Raw genomic sequence first — 19125 nt, 5'->3', positions numbered from 1 at the left:
TTTTTCAATCCGCAAGGCTTTGACAGGGTGTCGGCATGGTCAGGAATTTATTGAAATTATTTTTCAATAATCAGCGCCGCGTCGCAAAACGACTGTTGCGTCATGCCGCGAGCATCGGATAGGTGAACAGGCCGAAATGCAGCAGGTTCAAGCCGAAATGGGTAGCGATGGCCGCACCCAACCCGCCAAATCGGTAGGCCAGACCATAGCCGACCCCTGCCAGGCCCGCCAGTAACACCCATTGCCAGCCAGCGCCCAGATGCGCCAAGCCGAACAGCAGCGAAGCGAGCAACAACGCGAGGTTTTCGCCATAGGGCAGGTGTTTGAAACGCCGGCTCAAACCGCCCTGGATGTAGCCGCGAAACAGCGCTTCTTCGACCAGGGTCACCAGCAGCAGATTGTTCAAGACCCACAGCCAGGCGTGGTCCGGCCATTTTGGTGCCCAACTGATCATGCCCAACAGCAAGGCACCACCGAGGGCGAGCACGACACTCAGGGTCAAGGCGAGGGCGGTGGCGTAGATCGACAGCCGCAGCGAGCGCCGGCCAACAATCCATGGGCAGACCAGCAACAACCAGAAACCAATCAGTGGTTTGTCCTGGTTCACATACATGGAAAACGGCACGGCATCGTCGGTGAACCGCTGCGGGTCGATGCCGCGACCGTTGTAGAAGCCCGGCAGCCAATGCATCGCCAGCGCCAGGGCCAGGACGATGAACAAGCCGTGGCCGATGTAGCGGCCGGCCTGAATCTTTTGCTGGCGTACGGCGAAACCGGCGAACAGCAGCAGTGCGACTGTTATCGCAGCGAGCCAGCCGAGCTGGCCGTAGATCAGCGCTATTGCATAGCCGATGGAGAGGAGTGCCAGGTGGAGCCATGGCAGAGCGAGCATGGGAAGTCCTTTTTGAGCGATGGTGCTTTTGTCGCCGCGAAGATCGAAGGCTGCGAACTTTTCTGGGGCGCGCGATTATAAGGACGTACACCGCACAAACAAAAACACCGCCCGAAGGCGGTGTCTCTGTCAGCAACGATGCTTACGAGGCAATCAACTGTCGCAACACGTAATGCAAAATCCCCCCGGCCTTGAAGTACTCCACTTCATTCAGCGTATCGATCCGGCACAACACCTCGATCTTCTCGCTGCTGCCGTCTTCGCGGGTGATGACCAGCGTCAGGTTCATGCGCGGCGTCACTTCAACGCCGGTCAGACCAAGAATATCCACAGTCTCCTTACCGGTCAGGTTCAGGCTTTTGCGGTTCTGATCCAGCTTGAACTGCAACGGCAACACGCCCATGCCCACCAGGTTGGAACGGTGAATCCGCTCGAAGCTCTCGGCGATCACCGCCTTCACCCCCAGCAGATTGGTACCTTTGGCCGCCCAGTCGCGGCTCGAGCCGGTGCCGTATTCTTGCCCGGCGATTACCACCAGCGGCGTGCCCGACGCCTGATAACGCATCGCCGCGTCGTAGATCGGCAGGCGTTCGCCAGTGGGAATGTAGATCGTGTTGCCGCCTTCTTCGCCGCCGAGCATTTCATTGCGGATACGAATGTTGGCGAAGGTCCCGCGCATCATCACTTCATGGTTGCCGCGACGGGAGCCATAAGAGTTGAAGTCCCGCGGTTCAACGCCTTTCTCGCGCAGGTAATGACCAGCAGGGCTGTCGGCCTTGATGTTACCGGCGGGGGAGATGTGGTCGGTGGTCACCGAATCGCCGAGCAGCGCCAGCACGTTGGCCTTTTTCACGTCCCGGATGACCGGCGGCGGCCCACCGATGTCATCGAAGAACGGCGGATGCTGGATGTACGTCGAGTCTTCCTGCCACACATAGGTCGCCGCTTGTGGCACTTCAATCGCCTGCCACTGTTCGTCGCCGGCAAACACTTCGGCGTATTCCTTGTGGAACATCGCGGTGTTGACCTGATTCACCGCGTCGGCAATCTCCTGGGTGCTCGGCCAGATGTCGCGCAGGTACACCGGGTTGCCGTTCTGGTCATTGCCCAGGGGTTCACTGCTGATATCGATCCGCACCGTGCCGGCCAGCGCATAAGCGACGACCAGGGGCGGGGAGGCCAGCCAGTTGGTTTTCACCAGCGGATGCACCCGGCCTTCAAAGTTGCGGTTGCCGGACAGCACCGAAGCGACGGCCAGATCGGCCTTCTGAATGGCTTTCTCGATCGGTTCCGGCAGCGGCCCGGAGTTACCAATGCAGGTGGTGCAGCCATAACCGACCAGGGCAAAACCCAGTTCATCAAGGTATTGGGTCAGGCCAGCCGCCTTGTAATAGTCGGTGACCACTTTCGAGCCAGGCGCCAGGGAACTCTTGACCCACGGTTTGCGTTTCAGGCCTTTCTCGATGGCTTTCTTCGCCACCAGCCCGGCCGCCATCATCACGCTCGGGTTGGAAGTGTTGGTGCAAGAGGTGATCGCAGCGATGACCACCGCCCCGTTCTTCAGGCGATAGGTATGGCCTTCGGACTCGTAGTCCGCCTCGCCGATCAGGTCGGCATTACCCACCGCGACGCCACCGCCGCCTTCACTTTCCAGGCGACCTTCTTCCTTGCTGGTGGGTTTGATCTGCAGGCCGAGGAAATCGCTGAAGGCCTGGGCGACATTGGGCAGTGACACGCGGTCCTGCGGACGTTTCGGCCCGGCGAGGCTGGCTTCGACGCTGGCCATGTCCAGTTCCAGGCTGTCGGTGAAGATCGGTTCCTTGCCCGGCAGGCGCCACAGGCCTTGGGCCTTGGTGTAGGCCTCGACCAGCTTGACCACTTCCGGTGGGCGGCCGGACAGGCGCAGGTAGTCCAGCGTCACGTCGTCCACCGGGAAGAAGCCGCAGGTGGCGCCGTATTCCGGGGCCATGTTGGCGATGGTCGCGCGGTCTGCCAACGGCAGGTCGGCGAGGCCGTCACCGTAGAATTCGACGAATTTGCCGACCACACCCTTCTTGCGCAGCATCTGCGTGACGGTCAGCACCAGGTCAGTGGCGGTGATGCCTTCCTTGAGCTTGCCGGTGAGTTTGAAGCCAATCACTTCCGGAATCAGCATCGACACCGGTTGGCCGAGCATCGCCGCCTCCGCTTCGATCCCGCCGACGCCCCAGCCGAGCACGCCGAGGCCGTTGATCATGGTGGTATGGGAGTCGGTGCCGACCAGGGTGTCGGGGAACGCGTAGGTGCGGCCGTCCTCGTCCTTGGTCCAGACCGTACGCCCGAGGTATTCCAGGTTGACCTGGTGACAAATCCCGGTGCCCGGCGGCACCACGCTGAAGTTGTCGAAGGCACTCTGGCCCCAGCGCAGGAAGGCGTAACGCTCGCCGTTGCGCTGCATTTCAATGTCGACGTTCTGTTCGAACGCGCTGGAACTGGCGAATTTGTCGACCATTACGGAGTGGTCGATCACCAGATCCACCGGCGACAGCGGATTGATCCGCTGCGGATCGCCGCCAGCCTTGGCCATGGCGGCGCGCATGGCGGCGAGGTCGACCACGGCGGGTACGCCGGTGAAGTCCTGCATTAATACCCGGGCCGGGCGGTACTGGATTTCACGGTCGGAGCGGCGTTCCTTGAGCCACGCGGCAATCGCCTTGAGGTCGGCGCCGGTGACGGTTTTTTCGTCCTCCCAGCGCAGCAGGTTTTCCAGCAGCACTTTCAACGACATCGGCAGCTTGTCGAGATCACCGAGGCTCTTGGCAGCGTCGGGCAGACTGAAATAGTGGTACGTCTTGTCGTCGATTTGTAAGGTTTTAAGGGTTTTCAGGCTATCGAGGGACGGCATTTGAAATAACTCCTTTGGGTCCGCACGGCTACGGACTGACGGGACAAACAGAGCCTTTAACCTAGCCCTGTTTTAAGTAGCTGGCTAATTACTGGACTCTATCGACAAGTCCAAGGTTCCGAACTCGGCTATCATGCGCCGGTTTTCGTGACAGGCTTTGCTACAGGGCAAGTTTGCGCATCGATCATTGCCGATTGCCCAGGAGATTCAATGAACACCCTCTTTATGCATTGCCGGCCGGGCTTCGAAGGCGAAGTCTGTTCCGAGATTTCCGAACACGCCGCACGGCTGAACGTGGCCGGTTATGCCAAGGCCAAGACCGCCAGCGCCTGCGCCGAATTCATCTGCACCGAAGAAGACGGCGCCGCGCGCCTGATGCGCGGCCAGCGTTTCGCCGAGCTGATCTTCCCGCGCCAATGGGCGCGCGGGATGTTCATCGACCTGCCGGAAACCGACCGCATCAGCGTGATCCTCGCGCACATCGTCGACTTCCCGGTGTGCGGCAGCCTGTGGCTGGAAATGGTCGACACCAACGATGGCAAGGAACTGTCGAACTTCTGCAAGAAGTTCGAAGGTCACCTGCGCAAGGCGCTGATGGCCGCCGGCAAACTGGTGGAAGACGCCAGCAAGCCGAGGCTGCTGCTGACTTTCAAAAGCGGTCGTGAAGTGTTTGTCGGCCTGGCCGAGTCGAATAACTCGGCGATGTGGCCGATGGGCATTCCACGTCTGAAATTTCCGCGTGACGCGCCAAGCCGTTCGACCCTGAAGCTGGAAGAGGCCTGGCACCACTTTATCCCCCGGGATCAGTGGGACGAGCGCCTGCACAGCGACATGACCGGCGTTGACCTCGGTGCCGCACCGGGCGGCTGGACTTGGCAGCTGGTCAATCGCGGGATGCTGGTGACCGCCATCGACAACGGTCCTATGGCCGAAAGCCTGATGGACACCGGCCTGGTGCAGCACTTGATGGCCGACGGTTTCACCTTCAAGCCGCGCCAACCGGTGGACTGGATGGTCTGCGACATCGTCGAGAAACCGGCGCGCAACGCCGCGATGCTGGAAGAATGGATTGGTGAAGGCCATTGCCGTGAAGCGGTGGTCAACCTCAAGCTGCCGATGAAACAGCGTTACGCGGAAGTGAAGCGCTTGCTCGAACGCATCGCCGAAGGCTTCAAGGAGCGCGGGATCAAGGTCGAGATCGGCTGCAAGCAGCTGTACCACGACCGTGAAGAAGTGACCTGCCATTTGCGCCGGATCGATGTGAAGAAACCCAAGTCCCGCTGAGTTTGCACATTGATCGTTCCCACGCTCTGCGTGGGAATGCCGCCGGGGACGCTCCGCGTTCCGCCTTTGGATGTGACGCGGAGCGTCACGGGATGCATGCCCACGCAGAGCGTCGGAACGATCAGCTGTCAGTGACTAGAACCCCGGCAATGCGCGACAATGCCGGCCAGTTTCAGGAGTGAATCATGAGTGAAATGATTGATACGCCGGTAGACGGCACCCTCGACGCCACCGGCCTCAACTGCCCGGAGCCGGTGATGATGCTGCACCAGCACATCCGTGACCTGGCGCCCGGCGGCTTGCTGAAGGTGATCGCCACCGACCCGTCGACCCGTCGCGATATCCCCAAGTTCTGCGTGTTCCTCGACCATGAACTGGTCGGCCAGCATGAAGAGGCAGGCACCTACCTCTACTGGATCCGCAAGAAACTCGCTTAACCCGCCGACTTGCTGATGCGGATCCGCTTGCGTGCACTGCGCGCCAGGCGGATCGACAGCATCAGCGCCGCGCAACTCAAGCCCACGATCAAACCCTGCCACAGCCCGCTCGGGCCGCTCGGTGCGCCGAGCCAGTCGGTCAGGCCCAGGGCGTAACCCACCGGCAAACCAATCCCCCAATACGCGAACAAGGTCAGGATCATCGTCACCCGTGTGTCCTGATAACCGCGCAGTGCGCCGGCCGCGGTGACCTGGATCGCATCGGAAAACTGAAACAACGCCGAGTACACAATCAGCATCGCCGCGACGTGAATCACCGTCGGGTCAGTGGTGTAGATCGTGGCAATGTGTTCACGCAGCAACAGCATCATGCTCGCCGACAGGCAGGCATAGGCCAATGCGCTGCCCATGCCGACGCCTGCGGCGAAGCGCGCTTCCCGCGGTTCATTGCGGCCCAGGGCCTGGCCAACGCGTACGGTGACGGCCATGCCCAGCGAGTAAGGAATCATGAACACCAGAGAGCTGACGTTCAGCGCGATCTGGTGGCCGGCGACGACGGTCGCGCCGAGGCTACCGATCAGCAAGGCGATCACCGCGAAGATGCTCGATTCGGCAAACACCGCGATGCCGATTGGCAAGCCGATGCTCAGCAGGCGTTTGATCACCGTCCATTGCGGCCAGTCGAAACGGCTGAACAGCTCGCTTTTTTGGTAGGCCGGGGCCCAGTGCGTATAGGCGACCATGCCGAGGGCCATGAACCACATGACAATCCCCGTCGCCCAGCCACAGCCGGCGCCGCCCATGGCCGGTACGCCGAAGTGACCATAAATGAACACGTAATTGAGCGGGATGTTCAGCGCCAGGGCGCATAACCCGAGAATCATCGCCGGGCGCGTGCGGCCCATGCCGTCACTGAAACAGCGCAACACGTGATAGAACGCGACAGCGGGCAAACCGGCGGCAATGCCGTGCAGGTATTGCATGCACGGACCGATCAACTCGGGGTCGACCTTCATGAGGTGCAGGATCGGTTCGGCAGCGATGAGCATGGCGGTCGCCATCAACCCCACCACCAGTGCCAGCCACAGTGCCTGGCGCACGATCGGGCCGATTTCGCTGTGCGTGCCGGCGCCGAAACGCTGGGCGACTTTCGGCGTGGTCGCCAGCAAGGTGCCGGTCATCAACAGAAACACCGGCACCCAGATCGAGTTGCCCAACGCTACAGCCGCCAGATCTCGCGGCCCGACCCGGCCGGCCATCACCGCATCGACGAAGCCCATGGCGGTGGTCGCCAATTGCGCGATCATGATTGGCAGCGCCAGGGCGAACAGGGTTTTCAGCTCCAGACGAATCCGGGCCGGACGGGTGAGGGCGGTTGCAGCGGGTTGATCAGTCACGGAATTCAAGGGCGAAGCGTCCAAGGGTATTTGATGCGCAAGGGCGGCGCATTCTACCCGTTGACGCAGTAGTCAGGAAAAGAGCTGTGTTAGGGATTTGTAATCCTTTGGTGTGCTAGGCGTGACAGGTCATCTACAACTACACTGCCGATCCGCCAAAGGAGCCTCGCCATGCTGATTGTTGCCGATGAAAATATCCCGCTGCTTGATGCCTTCTTCGAAGGTTTCGGCGAAATTCGCCGGGTGCCGGGGCGTTCCATCGACCGCGCCACGGTTGAACAGGCCGATGTGCTGCTGGTGCGTTCGGTGACCAACGTCAACCGCGCATTGCTCGAAGGCAGTAACGTGAAGTTTGTCGGCACGTGCACCATCGGTACCGATCACCTGGACCTGGATTACTTTCAACAGGCCGGCATTACCTGGTCCAGCGCCCCCGGCTGCAATGCCCGGGGCGTGGTTGACTATGTGCTCGGCAGCCTGCTGACCCTGGCCGAAATCGAAGGCGCCGACCTGACTCAACGCACTTACGGTGTCGTCGGTGCCGGTGAAGTGGGCGGGCGGTTGGTCAAGGTCCTGCAAGGCCTGGGCTGGAACGTGCTGGTCTGCGATCCGCCACGGCAAGCGGCGGAAGGTGGCGATTACGTCAGCCTCGAACAGATCATCGAGCAGTGCGACGTCATCAGCCTGCACACCCCGTTGAAGAAGCACGGCGCGCAATCGACCTGGCATCTGTTCGACAAACCGCGTTTGAACCGGCTCAAGCCCGGCACCTGGCTGATCAACGCCAGCCGTGGCCCGGTGGTGGATAACGCCGCCCTGCGTCAGGTGTTGCTGCAGCGTGAAGACCTGCAAGCGGTGCTGGACGTCTGGGAAGGCGAACCCGAAGTCGATGTGGCGCTGGCTGACCTCTGCGTCCTGGCGACCCCACACATCGCCGGTTACAGCCTCGATGGCAAGCAGCGCGGTACGGCGCAGATCTATCAGGCGTATTGCGATTTCCTTGGTCAGCCAGCCCAGGTCAGCCTCAGCGAGTTGCTGCCGGCACCATGGTTGTCGCAGGTAACCCTGCACGCTGACAGCGATCCGGCCTGGGCGCTGGCGATGATGTGCCGTGGCGTGTACGACCCGCGCCGCGACGATGCGGATTTTCGCCGCAGCCTTGTCGGTAATGTGAACGAGCAGCGGGCGGCGTTTGATGCGCTGCGCAAGCATTATCCGGCGCGCCGGGAGATTGATGGGTTGCAGGTAAGAATCGAGGGAGATTCGCCGGTGTTGAGCCAGATCGTGGCGGCGTTGGGTGCGACGGCTGTCTAGGGACCGCATTGGCCCTTTCGCGGGCAAGCCTCGCTCCTACAGGGTGGGCGACCGCGAATGCCGCGCCGCAATCTCCTGACGAACACCCATAAAAAACCCGGCCAACCTGGGCCGGGTCAAGAAGACGGTGGCTATATCACTTTTGTTCGGCAGGCTTGACCAATCGCTGTTCCAGTTCACGGCACGCGTCCTGGATCATGTGTTCAGTGATCGGTACTTCGCGCCCATCCTTATCGATAATCGAGCAACCCAGAGACTGGTCGGGCTGTGTGCGGATCACTTGAATCTTGTCTTCGCTGCTGTTTTGCAAGGACATGGCCTGTCTCCTCATCAGGTTGTGTGCTTACTCTAAAACCGCCAGGTGACCGGGCTATGACAACTCCCTACGGTCTCTCGAGGCCGGCAATATCAGTCCACCAGAAATACCGCGACCTTGCCACCCGGACTTTAGACCAATAGCGTCTAGCCGCTAGTCTCGGCGGGCATAATTAACCTGACTCATTGTGATTTACAGAGTTCCACCCCATTGAGTGTGTAGGCGGGCCCTATCAATCGCTTGGGCTGCGAACCTGGATGAACCCGATGCTCTCTTCCCGTCACCGTCGTGCCTTGCGCCTGACCAGTCATTTTCTTGCGCCGTATCGCTGGCCGGCCTTTGGTGCCTTGCTCGCGCTGATTGTCACGGCGGGCATCACCTTGTCCATGGGCCAGGGCATTCGCCTGTTGGTGGATCAGGGCTTCATGACGCAGTCGGCGCACTTGCTCAACCAGACCATTGGCTTGTTCATGTTGCTGGTGCTTGGCCTGGCCGTCGGCACCTTCGCGCGTTTTTACCTGGTGTCGTGGATAGGCGAGCGGGTCGTCGCGGATATTCGGCGCCAGGTGTTCAACCACCTGGTTTACCTGCATCCGGGGTTCTATGAAGACAACCGCAGCTCCGAGATTCAGTCGCGGCTGACCGCTGACACCACGCTGCTGCAATCGGTGATCGGCTCGTCGCTGTCGCTGTTTTTGCGCAATCTGCTGATGGTGATCGGCGGGATCGTGCTGCTGTTTATCACTAACCCCAAGCTCACCAGCATTGTGGTGATTGCCTTGCCCTTGGTGGTGGCGCCGATCCTGATCTTCGGTCGTCGGGTGCGCAGCCTGTCGCGCCTGAGTCAGGACCGGATCGCCGATATCGGCAGCTACGTCTCCGAAACCCTCGGCCAGATCAAAACCGTGCAGGCCTACAACCACCAGGTCCAGGACGAGCAACGTTTCGCCGCGACCGTGGAAGAGGCGTTCAACACCGCACGCAAGCGCATCTTCCAGCGGGCCTGGCTGATTACCCTGGTGATCGTGCTGGTGCTGGGCGCGGTCGGGGTGATGTTGTGGGTCGGCGGCATGGACGTGATTGCCGGGCGGATTTCCGCAGGTGAGCTGGCAGCGTTTGTCTTCTACAGCCTGATCGTCGGCAGCGCCTTCGGCACCTTGAGCGAAGTGATCGGCGAGTTGCAGCGAGCGGCCGGTGCGGCGGAGCGGATTGCCGAATTGCTGCGCTCGGAAAACATCATCCAGCCGCCGACCACGGGGTTGGTGACCTTGCCCGAGCGGGTCAAGGGCAATCTGGAATTGCAGGAGGTGCGCTTTTCCTACCCGTCACGTCCCGAAAGCTTTGCTGTCGATGGCTTGAATCTGACCATCAAAGCGGGGGAAACCCTGGCGCTGGTCGGGCCATCCGGCGCGGGCAAGTCCACGGTGTATGACTTGCTGTTGCGATTCTACGACCCCGCCGAAGGGCGCATCCTGCTCGACGGCGTGCCGCTGACGCAGCTCGATCCGCTGGACCTGCGCCGCTGCTTCGCCCTGGTCTCGCAAAACCCGGCGCTGTTCTTTGGCAGCATCGAGGAGAACATCCGTTACGGCAATCCGACTGCGACCCTGGCCCAGGTCCAGGAAGCCGCGAAAATCGCCTACGCCCACGACTTCATCGAACAAATGCCCAACGGCTACCAGACCCACCTCGGCGACGGCGGCCTCGGTCTGTCCGGCGGCCAGCGCCAACGCCTGGCCATCGCCCGGGCGCTGCTGGTCGACGCACCGATCCTGCTACTCGACGAAGCCACCAGCGCCCTCGACGCCCAAAGCGAACACCTGATCCAGCAAGCCCTGCCCAGCCTGATGAAAAACCGCACCACCCTGGTCATCGCCCACCGCCTGGCCACGGTGAAAAACGCCGACCGGATTGCGGTGATGGATCAAGGGAAACTGGTAGCCGTGGGCACGCATCAGGAACTGGTCGCGAGCAATGCGTTGTATGCGCGGTTGGCGGCGTTGCAGTTCAACGACGGCAAGGCCGAATTCGACCTTCACGCGTAGGCGCGGTGTAGGAGCGACTCCGACTGGCATCCGCTGATCATCAGCTGTATGTTTCATTACGAATTCGAATTCATCCATCCCTTTGCCGATGGCAATGGGCGGATGGGGCGGCTCTGGCAGACTTTGATCCTCAGTCAGTGGCGTCCCGTGTTGGCGTATTTGCCGGTTGAAGCGGTAATACGTGAGCAGCAGGATGCCTATTACGCTGCGCTGTCGGCGGCCGACCAGATGGCCGAGTCGACGCCTTTTGTTGAATTCATGCTCCAGTCATTGAGTCTAGCGCTCGCCGAAGCGGCTCGGAGCGAACCTATGACCGACCAAGTAACCGACCAAGTAACCGACCATGTAGCAAAATTGCTTCGGGTGCTTCATGACGGCAGTTCGCTCAAGGTCAATGAGTTGATGGCAGAGGTCGGTATGGCTCACAAGGCGACCTTTCGAGCTAACTATCTCAAGCCCGCATTGGTCGCCGGTTTGATCGAAATGACTGATCCCGATTCACCTAAGAGTCCGGCTCAACGCTATCGCCTGACCAAACCCGGCAAGGCGTTCGTAGGGGCTGGATCGGCGTAGGGGCTGCGTAGGTGCGGTGTAGGAGCTGTCGAGAGAAACGAGGCTGCGATCTTTTGATCCTGCTTTGAACCACAAACAAAAATGCCCGCATCGGTTGATGCGGGCATTTTTTAGAACCAAATCAAAAGATCGCAGCCTTCGGCAGCGCCTACATGATCGGCATCACCGATCATTGATCATCAAAATACCGCTCATGCCAATCCACCAGCGGTTGCGGCGAGTTGAGCTTCTGGCCGTAGATCACCGAGTACGACAGCACGTTCTGCACGTACTGGCGGGTTTCGTCGAACGGGATGCTTTCCACCCAGACGTCGAAGCTCAGGTGATCCGCGCCGCGCAGCCACTGACGCACGCGGCCGGGGCCGGCGTTGTAGGCGGCGGAGGCGAGGACGCGGTTGCCGTTGAACTGGCTGTGGACCTGGCTCAGGTACGCGGCGCCGAGCTGGATGTTCTTGTCCGGGTCGAGCACTTGCTGTGGCGAGGCCAGGGGAATGCTGAACTTGCGCGCGGTTTCCTTGGCGGTGCCCGGCATCAGTTGCATCAGGCCGCTGGCGCCGACGCCGGATCGGGCGTCGTCCATGAAGGCACTTTCCTGGCGGGTGATGGCGAACACCCAGCTCGAGTGCAGGCCACGGACCTTGGCTTCGCGCACCAGGGTTTCGCGGTGAGCCATCGGGAAGCGAATGTCCAGATCGTCCCAATATTGCGCCTGGCTAATGGTGCGGATCGCCGGGAAATACCATTTCAGGTCGTAGGCCAGTTTTGCCTGGGCGACCATCTCGTCACGGTTGAAGTGGCGGCTGACGTGGTACCACTCGCGACGACCGTCGACGATCTGCCCGCGGGCGTGGAATTCCAGGGCGCGACGTACGCCGGGGGTGTTGCGCACCTTGTTGATGATCGCCTGGCTGAGCACCAATGGCTTGTTGAGCAGCGAATAGGGCAGTTGCGAACGGTCCGCGGCGAGGAAGCCATAGAAATCACGCTCGCGGGCGAGGCCTTTGTAAAGCGTCTGCGCTTCCGGGTTCTGCGGCTGCGCCAGTTCCAGGCTGCGGGCCTGCCAGTAGCGCCAGCGGTTGGTGGTGGCCAGGTCCTGCGGCAAACGACGGGTCAACTGATAGGCGTCGTCCCAGCGGGCCAGACGCAGCAACAGACGCAGGCGCCATTCCGACACGGTGTTGTCGCGAAGTTCCGGGTCGTACTTGGTCATCACGTCCAGTGCGCGCGGGTCGTAGCGCCGGGCCAGGGTCAGGCCGATTTCCCGGGCGATCGCCACTTTTTCATCCCGGGAGAAGTGCATGCTGCTGGCATAACCGTCGAGCAGGTCCATGGCCTTGTCCGGGTCCTGCTTGGCCAGACGGCGTAAGCCGAGGCTGACGATGTCGGACATCGGCTCGTCGGCCGGGCTGAACCGCGACGGCTGATTAAGCAGTTCGGGTTTCTGCGCCACATCCACCAGCAAGCGACCGCGCGGGGCAAGGGTGGTCAGGCCGCTCACCAGGCTGTTGGCCAGTGGGTAGTTGCGCGCCTGGGCCGCGAGCTTGGTGCGTTCCCAGCGTTTCTGCTCGGTCAATTGACCTTCGGCGGCCCAGATTCCGAACAAGCCATCGCAGGCGGCGGGCTGGGATTTGCCGGTCAGCCAGAGCTTGTCGGCGTTGGCATAACCGACAGTCTTCTGGTTATGCCCGATCTGATATTGCGCGTTCAGGCAATCCAGTTCGGTGAAGTTGAGCTTGGGGTCGTAATACTTGACGAAGGTCGCCCAGTCACCGCGATCGGCCAGCCAGCGCAACCAGCGCAGTTTCATCCAGTTGGCCTGGGGCAGGTCACCGTGTTCGGCGAGGAATTTCTCGATCTCGGCATTGCTCGCGGTTTTAAGGCGCGCGGTCAGTTCGTCATAGGCGAGGTACGGTTCCAGCGGATAATCGCTGAGGGCCTGGCTGTAGCGGAAATAAGGCCCCGAATCGCCTTTGGCCAAGGCACGCTTGGCCTCATCGTAATACTGGCGTTGGGTGGACAGGTCTACCGCCTGGACTGATTGAGCGGCAGTGGCAGAAAGAAGCAAACACGATAAAAGACTGAAAAGGCGACTGCGCATGAGACATCCGGGCAGAAAAATCATGACAAGTGCTGACAGGGTCGGCACTGAATAATCTGTAGCTTAGCCTTTTGCCAGCAACGGGCGAAAGCTTTGCCGGCCTGTCGGTGCAAGATCGCAACAATTGTCATGCAGAGTGCTACAGAGGTGAAATTGCCGGCCTTCTGAAGCCTCAAGTCAGGTAGAATGCGCGCCCGGTTTTTGGAGAAGCTCATGACCCTGCTCAAATTCAGCGATGTGTCCCTTGCTTTCGGCTCTACGCCGTTGTTGGACAAGGTGTCCTGGCAGATCGCCCGTGGTGAGCGGGTGTGCATCATCGGCCGCAATGGCACTGGCAAGTCCAGCATGATGAAGCTCGTCAAGGGCGACCAGAAGCCCGATGACGGCTCCGTTTGGCGCGCACCCGGCCTCAAGATTGGCGAATTGCCGCAAGAATTGCCGGTAGCCGACGAGCGGACCGTGTTCGACGTTGTGGCTGAAGGCCTGGACGGTGTGGGCGAGCTGCTTGCGCAGTATCACCACCTGAGCCAGAACATCGTCACCGACGCCGACCTGGACAAACTGATGCACGTCCAGCACGACCTCGAAGCCCGCGACGGCTGGCGTTTGCAGCAATTGGTCGACAGCACCTTGAGCCGTCTGCAACTGCCGGCCGACAAGACCCTCGCCGAATTGTCCGGCGGCTGGCGTCGCCGCGTCCTGCTGGCCCAGGCCCTGGTTTCCGAACCGGACCTGTTGCTGCTCGACGAACCGACCAACCACCTGGACATCGGTGCGATCGCCTGGCTCGAAGAAGCGCTGAAGGATTTCCAGGGCGCCGTGCTGTTCATCACGCACGACCGTTCCTTCCTGCAGAACCTCGCCACCCGCATCCTCGAACTGGATCGCGGCGGCCTGATCGACTGGAACGGCGACTACGCCAGTTTCCTCGTGCACAAAGAAGCCTCGCTGGCCGCTGAAGATACCGCCAACGCGCTGTTCGACAAGAAACTGGCCCAGGAAGAAGTCTGGATTCGCCAGGGCATCAAGGCGCGCCGCACCCGTAACGAAGGCCGCGTCCGCGCCCTGAAAGCCCTGCGCAACGAGCGCAGCGAGCGTCGTGAGCGCACTGGCAAAGCCAACATTCAGCTCGATACCGCCGACAAGTCCGGCAAGCAGGTGATGGTCCTCGAGAACGTGAGTTTCGCTCACCCGGGCGGCCCGTTCCTGATCAAGGACTTCTCGATGGTCCTGCAGCGCGGCGACCGTATCGGTCTGCTGGGCGCCAACGGTACCGGCAAGACTACCTTGCTGAAACTGATGCTCAACGGTCTGCAACCCACCAGCGGCACCGTGGAAGAGGGGACGCGCATTGACGTGGCCTACTTCGACCAGTTGCGCCATCAGCTGGACCTGGAAAAGACCGTGATCGACAACGTGGCCGAAGGTCGCGACTTCATCGATATCGATGGTCAGAGCCGTCACGTGCTGAGCTACCTCGGCGACTTCCTGTTCAGCCCGCAGCGTGCCCGCACGCCGGTCAAGGCGCTGTCCGGTGGTGAGCGTGCTCGCTTGCTGTTAGCCAAACTGTTCAGCAAACCGGCGAACCTGCTGGTACTCGACGAACCGACCAACGACCTCGACGTCGAAACCCTCGAGTTGCTGGAAGAGGTCCTGCTGACCTTTAACGGCACTGTGCTGATGGTCAGTCACGACCGGGCATTCCTCGACAACGTTGTGACCAGCACCCTGGTCTTCGAAGGTGAAGGCAAGGTTCGCGAATACGTCGGTGGTTATCAGGACTGGCTGCGTCAGGGCGGCTCGCCGCGCCTGCTGGGCGTGACCGAGAGCAAGTCCGGCAAGGCCGACCTGACCTCCGCTGTGGTGACGGCCGAGGCGGCGCCAGTCGCTGCAGTCGAAGCGCCGGTGGCAAAGAAAAAGCTCAGCTACAAGCATCAGCGTGAGCTGGAAATGCTGCCGGCTCAGATCGAAGCCATGGAAACGCAGATTGCGGCGGTTGAAGCGCAGATGGCGGATTCCGCGTTCTATCAGCGCCCGGCAGCCGAGACGGCTGCGGTGATTGCTCAGCTTGAGCAATTGCAGGCTGAACTCGACGTGATGGTCGAACGCTGGGCCGAGCTGGATGCCTGATTGATCCTGCTGCATTAAAAAAGCCCGACCTCGGTTATTCGAGTGTCGGGCTTTTTGTAGGAGCTGCCGAAGGGAGTTTGTGTTGTCAGCTTTTGATCAGGCGTACGGCGAGCACATCACACGGCGCACCGTGCAGCACGTCGTTGGCGGTGGAGCCCAATAGCAGCGCCAGGCCATGCCGGCCATGGCTGCCGACCACGATCAGGTCGCAGGTCTGTTCCTTGGCCAAGTGATGAATCTCCTGGCGCGGCTGGCCGTAAGTCAGGTGGCTGTATTCCTTGGAGAGTTCCGGGTATTTCACGATCAGCCGATCAAGTCGCTCCTTGGCCTGGTCGAACTGCTGTTGTTGCAGTTGTGACAGGTCCATTGGCACGTCGCCGCCAAAGGCCATGGCCATCGGCTCGACAATGTGCACCAGGGACAGCTTCGCGCCGTTGCTCACCGACAGTTCGCGGGCGCGGTGGATAACAGGATCGCACTCTTCGGTTAGATCTACAGCGACCAGAATATGGTTGTAGGGCATGAGGTGCTCCTCCTGAGGATTGCAATATTGGTAAGTATGGCTGGTTTCAAGCGCAATGGTTCCAAAGTGACCCAAAGCGCTCATCAAGAATCGGGAGTACAGATATGACGGTCTGGATAGTGGTGTCAATCCTGCTGGTGGTCCTGAGTCCGCTGGCATGGTTGCGACCGTCCCGCCACCAGAGCGGCCGCATGGCCTTGCGCATGGAGGCGCGACGTATCGGGCTGGCCATGCAACTGGCGCCTCAGGAGTGGCCACACTGGCTGAGCCACGAGCCGCCGAGCCCGTGTGCGCAGTACCATCGACCGCGTCGAGGCAATCAGCCGAAGTGTTGGAGTTATTGGCAAAAAGCGCCAGGTGTGTGGGTCAATCAGTGGCAGGAAGTTTGTGAAGATCCGGCGTTGCTGATTCATTTCGAAAAATTGCCGGACAACGTCTACAAGATCGAAGCGGACAAGCAGATGATCACGTTGTACTGGGGCGAGAAGGGCGAAGCGACGGTTTTGCAGACGATTGATGCAGTGCTGAAAGCGCTGGCATGACGTGCGGAAATTTCGCGCTGCAATGGCGCGAAACGTCTGGCAGACAGGCAATAAAAAGCCCGACATCATCATCGGGCTGGAGTTGGCCAGGCAGGCCGGAAATTCTTTGTGGCGCTGATCTTACGCTGGGCATTCGCCAAAAGCGTTCAAAATTTTTCCTCAATGCCCCGCTAGCGTAGCTGCTTAAACACAGATTGCCGTGAATTAGGGCGACTTTTCTAACTATTGATTCTATGAATGGCTTCACATGCATCTGCGTGTTGTTGGCCTTCGTGTTACGGAAATGACTGGAAAGTCGCGTTTCAACCAGCATTTTGGGCGATTGACAATTGTCGGAAATTCCGTGAAGGTGGCGTACCCAAATCAAACGGGCGTATGAATTGAGCGTTTGTATTGCAGAACGCTCCTACAGAATCCCGACTATCGCGTTGGCGGGTGTGCCGGGTGGATTGGCGTTAGCATCGACGAAAAGCGTCCTGCCGAGCCATTCGCCTGCGTCCGACGTGTACTGTTCAGCTTCCATATCGTGGAGATCAGTTGATGATTTACGAAGGTAAAGCCATCACGGTTAAGGCTCTTGAAAGTGGCATCGTCGAACTGAAGTTCGATCTCAAGGGTGAGTCCGTCAACAAGTTCAACCGTCTAACCCTGAACGAACTGCGTCAGGCCGTAGACGCCATCAAGGCAGATGCTTCGATCAAGGGTGTGATCGTCAGCAGTGGCAAGGACGTGTTCATCGTCGGCGCCGACATCACCGAATTTGTCGAGAACTTCAAGCTGCCTGATGCAGAGCTTGTCGCTGGCAACCTCGAAGCCAACAAGATTTTCAGCGATTTCGAAGACCTCAACGTCCCGACTGTCGCCGCGATCAACGGTATCGCCCTGGGTGGCGGTCTGGAAATGTGCCTGGCGGCGGACTACCGCGTCATGTCCACCAAGGCCAAGATCGGTCTGCCGGAAGTCAAACTGGGCATCTACCCAGGCTTCGGCGGCACCGTGCGCCTGCCGCGCCTCATCGGTGCCGACAACGCCATCGAGTGGATTGCCGCCGGCAAGGAAAACCGTCCTGAAGACGCGCTGAAAGTCGGCGCCGTCGATGCCGTGGTTGCCCCTGAGAAACTGCAGGAAGCGGCCCTGGAGCTGATCAAGCGCGCCATCTCCGGCGAGTTTGACTACAAGGCCAAGCGTCAGCCCAAGCTTGAAAAGCTGAAGTTGAACGCCATCGAACAAATGATGGCTTTCGAAACCGCCAAAGGTTTCGTGGCCGGTCAGGCTGGCCCGAACTACCCGGCGCCGGTTGAAGCGATCAAGACCATCCAGAAAGCGGCGAACTTCGGTCGCGACAAAGCACTGGAAGTCGAAGCCAACGGTTTCGTTAAACTGGCCAAGACCTCTGCCGCGCAGAGCTTGATCGGTTTGTTCCTGAACGATCAGGAACTGAAGAAAAAGGCCAAGGCCTACGACGAAATCGCCAAAGACGTGAAGCAGGCCGCCGTATTGGGCGCCGGCATCATGGGTGGCGGTATCGCTTATCAGTCGGCGTCCAAAGGCACGCCGATCCTGATGAAAGACATCAACGAGCACGGCATCGAGCAAGGTCTGGCTGAAGCCGCCAAGCTGCTGGTGGGTCGCGTTGATAAAGGTCGCATGACCCCGGCGAAAATGGCTGAAGTGCTCAACGGCATTCGTCCGACACTGTCTTACGGTGATTTCGGTCACGTTGATCTGGTGGTTGAAGCGGTCGTCGAGAACCCTAAGGTCAAGCAAGCCGTACTGGCTGAAGTCGAAGACAAGGTCAAAGAGGACACCATCCTCGCGTCCAACACCTCGACCATTTCCATCACCTTGCTGGCCAAGGCCCTCAAGCGTCCGGAAAACTTCGTCGGCATGCACTTCTTCAACCCGGTGCACATGATGCCGCTGGTTGAAGTGATTCGTGGCGAGAAGTCCAGCGAACTGGCTGTTGCCACCACCGTTGCCTACGCCAAGAAAATGGGTAAGAACCCGATCGTGGTCAACGACTGCCCGGGCTTCCTGGTCAACCGCGTGCTGTTCCCGTACTTCGGCGGTTTCGCCAAACTGGTCAGCGCCGGTGTGGACTTCGTCCGTATCGACAAGGTCATGGAAAAATTCGGCTGGCCAATGGGCCCGGCCTACCTGATGGACGTGGTCGGCATCGACACCGGCCACCACGGTCGTGACGTGATGGCTGAAGGTTTCCCGGACCGCATGAAAGACGATCGCCGTTCGGCCATCGACGTGCTTTACGAAGCCAAGCGCCTGGGCCAGAAGAACGGCAAGGGTTTCTACGCTTACGAGACCGACAAGAAGGGCAAGCAGAAGAAAGTCGCCGACCCGTCGGTACTGGAAGTGCTCAAGCCGATCGTTTACGAGCAGCGCGAAGTCACTGACGAAGACATCATCAACTGGATGATGATCCCGCTGTGCCTGGAAACCGTGCGTTGCCTGGAAGACGGCATTGTCGAAACCGCCGCCGAAGCCGACATGGGTCTGGTCTACGGTATTGGTTTCCCTCCATTCCGTGGTGGTGCGCTGCGCTACATCGATTCGCTCGGTGTTGCAGAGTTCGTTGCCCTGGCTGACCAGTACGCTGATTTGGGCGCGCTGTACCACCCGACCGCGAAGCTGCGTGAAATGGCCAAGACTGGCCAACGGTTCTTCGGTTAAGC

13 protein-coding genes and 1 pseudogene are annotated in these 19125 nt (G+C 60.2%); 8 read left to right on the top strand and 6 right to left on the bottom strand.

Annotated elements, in window-relative coordinates:
- Positions 1–100: 100 nt before the first annotated feature.
- Both HKK52_RS10475 and acnA read right to left on the bottom strand, forming a co-directional pair.
- The gene (locus HKK52_RS10475; RefSeq protein WP_169370764.1) at positions 101–892 is read right to left on the bottom strand and encodes a CPBP family intramembrane glutamic endopeptidase; all 792 of its coding nucleotides are present in this window, start codon (positions 890–892) and stop codon (positions 101–103) included.
- A 142-nt stretch (positions 893–1034) separates the two neighbouring features.
- Positions 1035–3776: an aconitate hydratase AcnA gene (acnA, locus tag HKK52_RS10470; protein ID WP_169370763.1), complete on the bottom strand. Its 2742-nt coding sequence runs from the start codon at positions 3774–3776 to the stop codon at positions 1035–1037.
- Positions 3777–3986: 210 nt separating this feature from the next.
- Here acnA and rlmM point away from each other — a divergent pair, with 210 nt between their 5' ends.
- Both rlmM and tusA read left to right on the top strand, forming a co-directional pair.
- A complete protein-coding gene (rlmM, locus tag HKK52_RS10465) occupies positions 3987–5060 on the top strand; it encodes a 23S rRNA (cytidine(2498)-2'-O)-methyltransferase RlmM (RefSeq protein WP_133836750.1) in 1074 nt (357 codons plus the stop codon).
- Positions 5061–5245: 185 nt separating this feature from the next.
- Positions 5246–5497 (top strand): sulfurtransferase TusA, encoded by a 252-nt coding sequence (tusA, locus tag HKK52_RS10460; protein WP_123403368.1) that lies wholly within the window; start codon positions 5246–5248, stop codon positions 5495–5497.
- Here the strand turns inward: tusA and HKK52_RS10455 are convergent.
- Complete coding sequence (locus HKK52_RS10455; RefSeq protein WP_169370762.1) at positions 5494–6903, bottom strand: MATE family efflux transporter; 1410 nt, start codon at positions 6901–6903, stop codon at positions 5494–5496. The two genes, tusA and HKK52_RS10455, sit on opposite strands and share 4 nt — an antisense overlap.
- 162 nt (positions 6904–7065) lie before the next feature.
- Between HKK52_RS10455 and pdxB the strand changes: the two genes are divergently transcribed.
- Positions 7066–8208, top strand: a complete 1143-nt coding sequence (gene pdxB, locus HKK52_RS10450) for a 4-phosphoerythronate dehydrogenase PdxB (RefSeq protein WP_169370761.1) — start codon at positions 7066–7068, stop codon at positions 8206–8208.
- Positions 8209–8344: 136 nt separating this feature from the next.
- Here the strand turns inward: pdxB and HKK52_RS10445 are convergent, their stop codons facing one another.
- Positions 8345–8524, bottom strand: a complete 180-nt coding sequence (locus tag HKK52_RS10445; protein WP_169370760.1) for a PA1571 family protein — start codon at positions 8522–8524, stop codon at positions 8345–8347.
- A 257-nt stretch (positions 8525–8781) separates the two neighbouring features.
- On the opposite strand from HKK52_RS10445, the gene HKK52_RS10440 reads away from it, so the two are divergent.
- A complete protein-coding gene (locus tag HKK52_RS10440) occupies positions 8782–10569 on the top strand; it encodes an ABC transporter transmembrane domain-containing protein (protein ID WP_169370759.1) in 1788 nt (595 codons plus the stop codon).
- A gap of 18 nt (positions 10570–10587) precedes the next feature.
- Positions 10588–11142: pseudogene (locus tag HKK52_RS10435) on the top strand (Fic family protein); the annotation flags it as partial.
- Between the two features lie 169 nt (positions 11143–11311).
- Here HKK52_RS10435 and HKK52_RS10430 read toward each other — a convergent pair.
- Positions 11312–13240 carry a transglycosylase SLT domain-containing protein gene (locus tag HKK52_RS10430; protein ID WP_169370758.1) on the bottom strand — a complete coding sequence of 643 codons (1929 nt, stop codon included), beginning with the start codon at positions 13238–13240 and terminating at the stop codon, positions 11312–11314.
- Positions 13241–13453: 213 nt separating this feature from the next.
- Here HKK52_RS10430 and HKK52_RS10425 point away from each other — a divergent pair, with 213 nt between their 5' ends.
- Positions 13454–15370: an ATP-binding cassette domain-containing protein gene (locus HKK52_RS10425; protein ID WP_169370757.1), complete on the top strand. Its 1917-nt coding sequence runs from the start codon at positions 13454–13456 to the stop codon at positions 15368–15370.
- A gap of 85 nt (positions 15371–15455) precedes the next feature.
- On the opposite strand, the gene HKK52_RS10420 is transcribed toward HKK52_RS10425, so the two are convergent.
- On the bottom strand, positions 15456–15893 hold the full coding sequence (locus HKK52_RS10420; protein ID WP_008151425.1) for a universal stress protein: 438 nt from the start codon (positions 15891–15893) through the stop codon (positions 15456–15458).
- A 104-nt stretch (positions 15894–15997) separates the two neighbouring features.
- On the opposite strand from HKK52_RS10420, the gene HKK52_RS10415 reads away from it, so the two are divergent.
- Both HKK52_RS10415 and fadB read left to right on the top strand, forming a co-directional pair.
- Entirely contained in the window at positions 15998–16435 is a 438-nt protein-coding gene (locus tag HKK52_RS10415) for a hypothetical protein (RefSeq protein ID WP_169370756.1), read from the top strand.
- 540 nt (positions 16436–16975) lie between these two features.
- Complete coding sequence (fadB, locus tag HKK52_RS10410; RefSeq protein WP_169370755.1) at positions 16976–19123, top strand: fatty acid oxidation complex subunit alpha FadB; 2148 nt, start codon at positions 16976–16978, stop codon at positions 19121–19123.
- Positions 19124–19125: the final 2 nt, after the last annotated feature.

The sequence above is a fragment of the Pseudomonas sp. ADAK2 genome (assembly GCF_012935755.1).
Taxonomy (GTDB): domain Bacteria; phylum Pseudomonadota; class Gammaproteobacteria; order Pseudomonadales; family Pseudomonadaceae; genus Aquipseudomonas.
The sequence above is the reverse complement of the archived record's forward strand: the minus strand, read 5'-3'. Positions and strand labels throughout refer to the sequence as shown.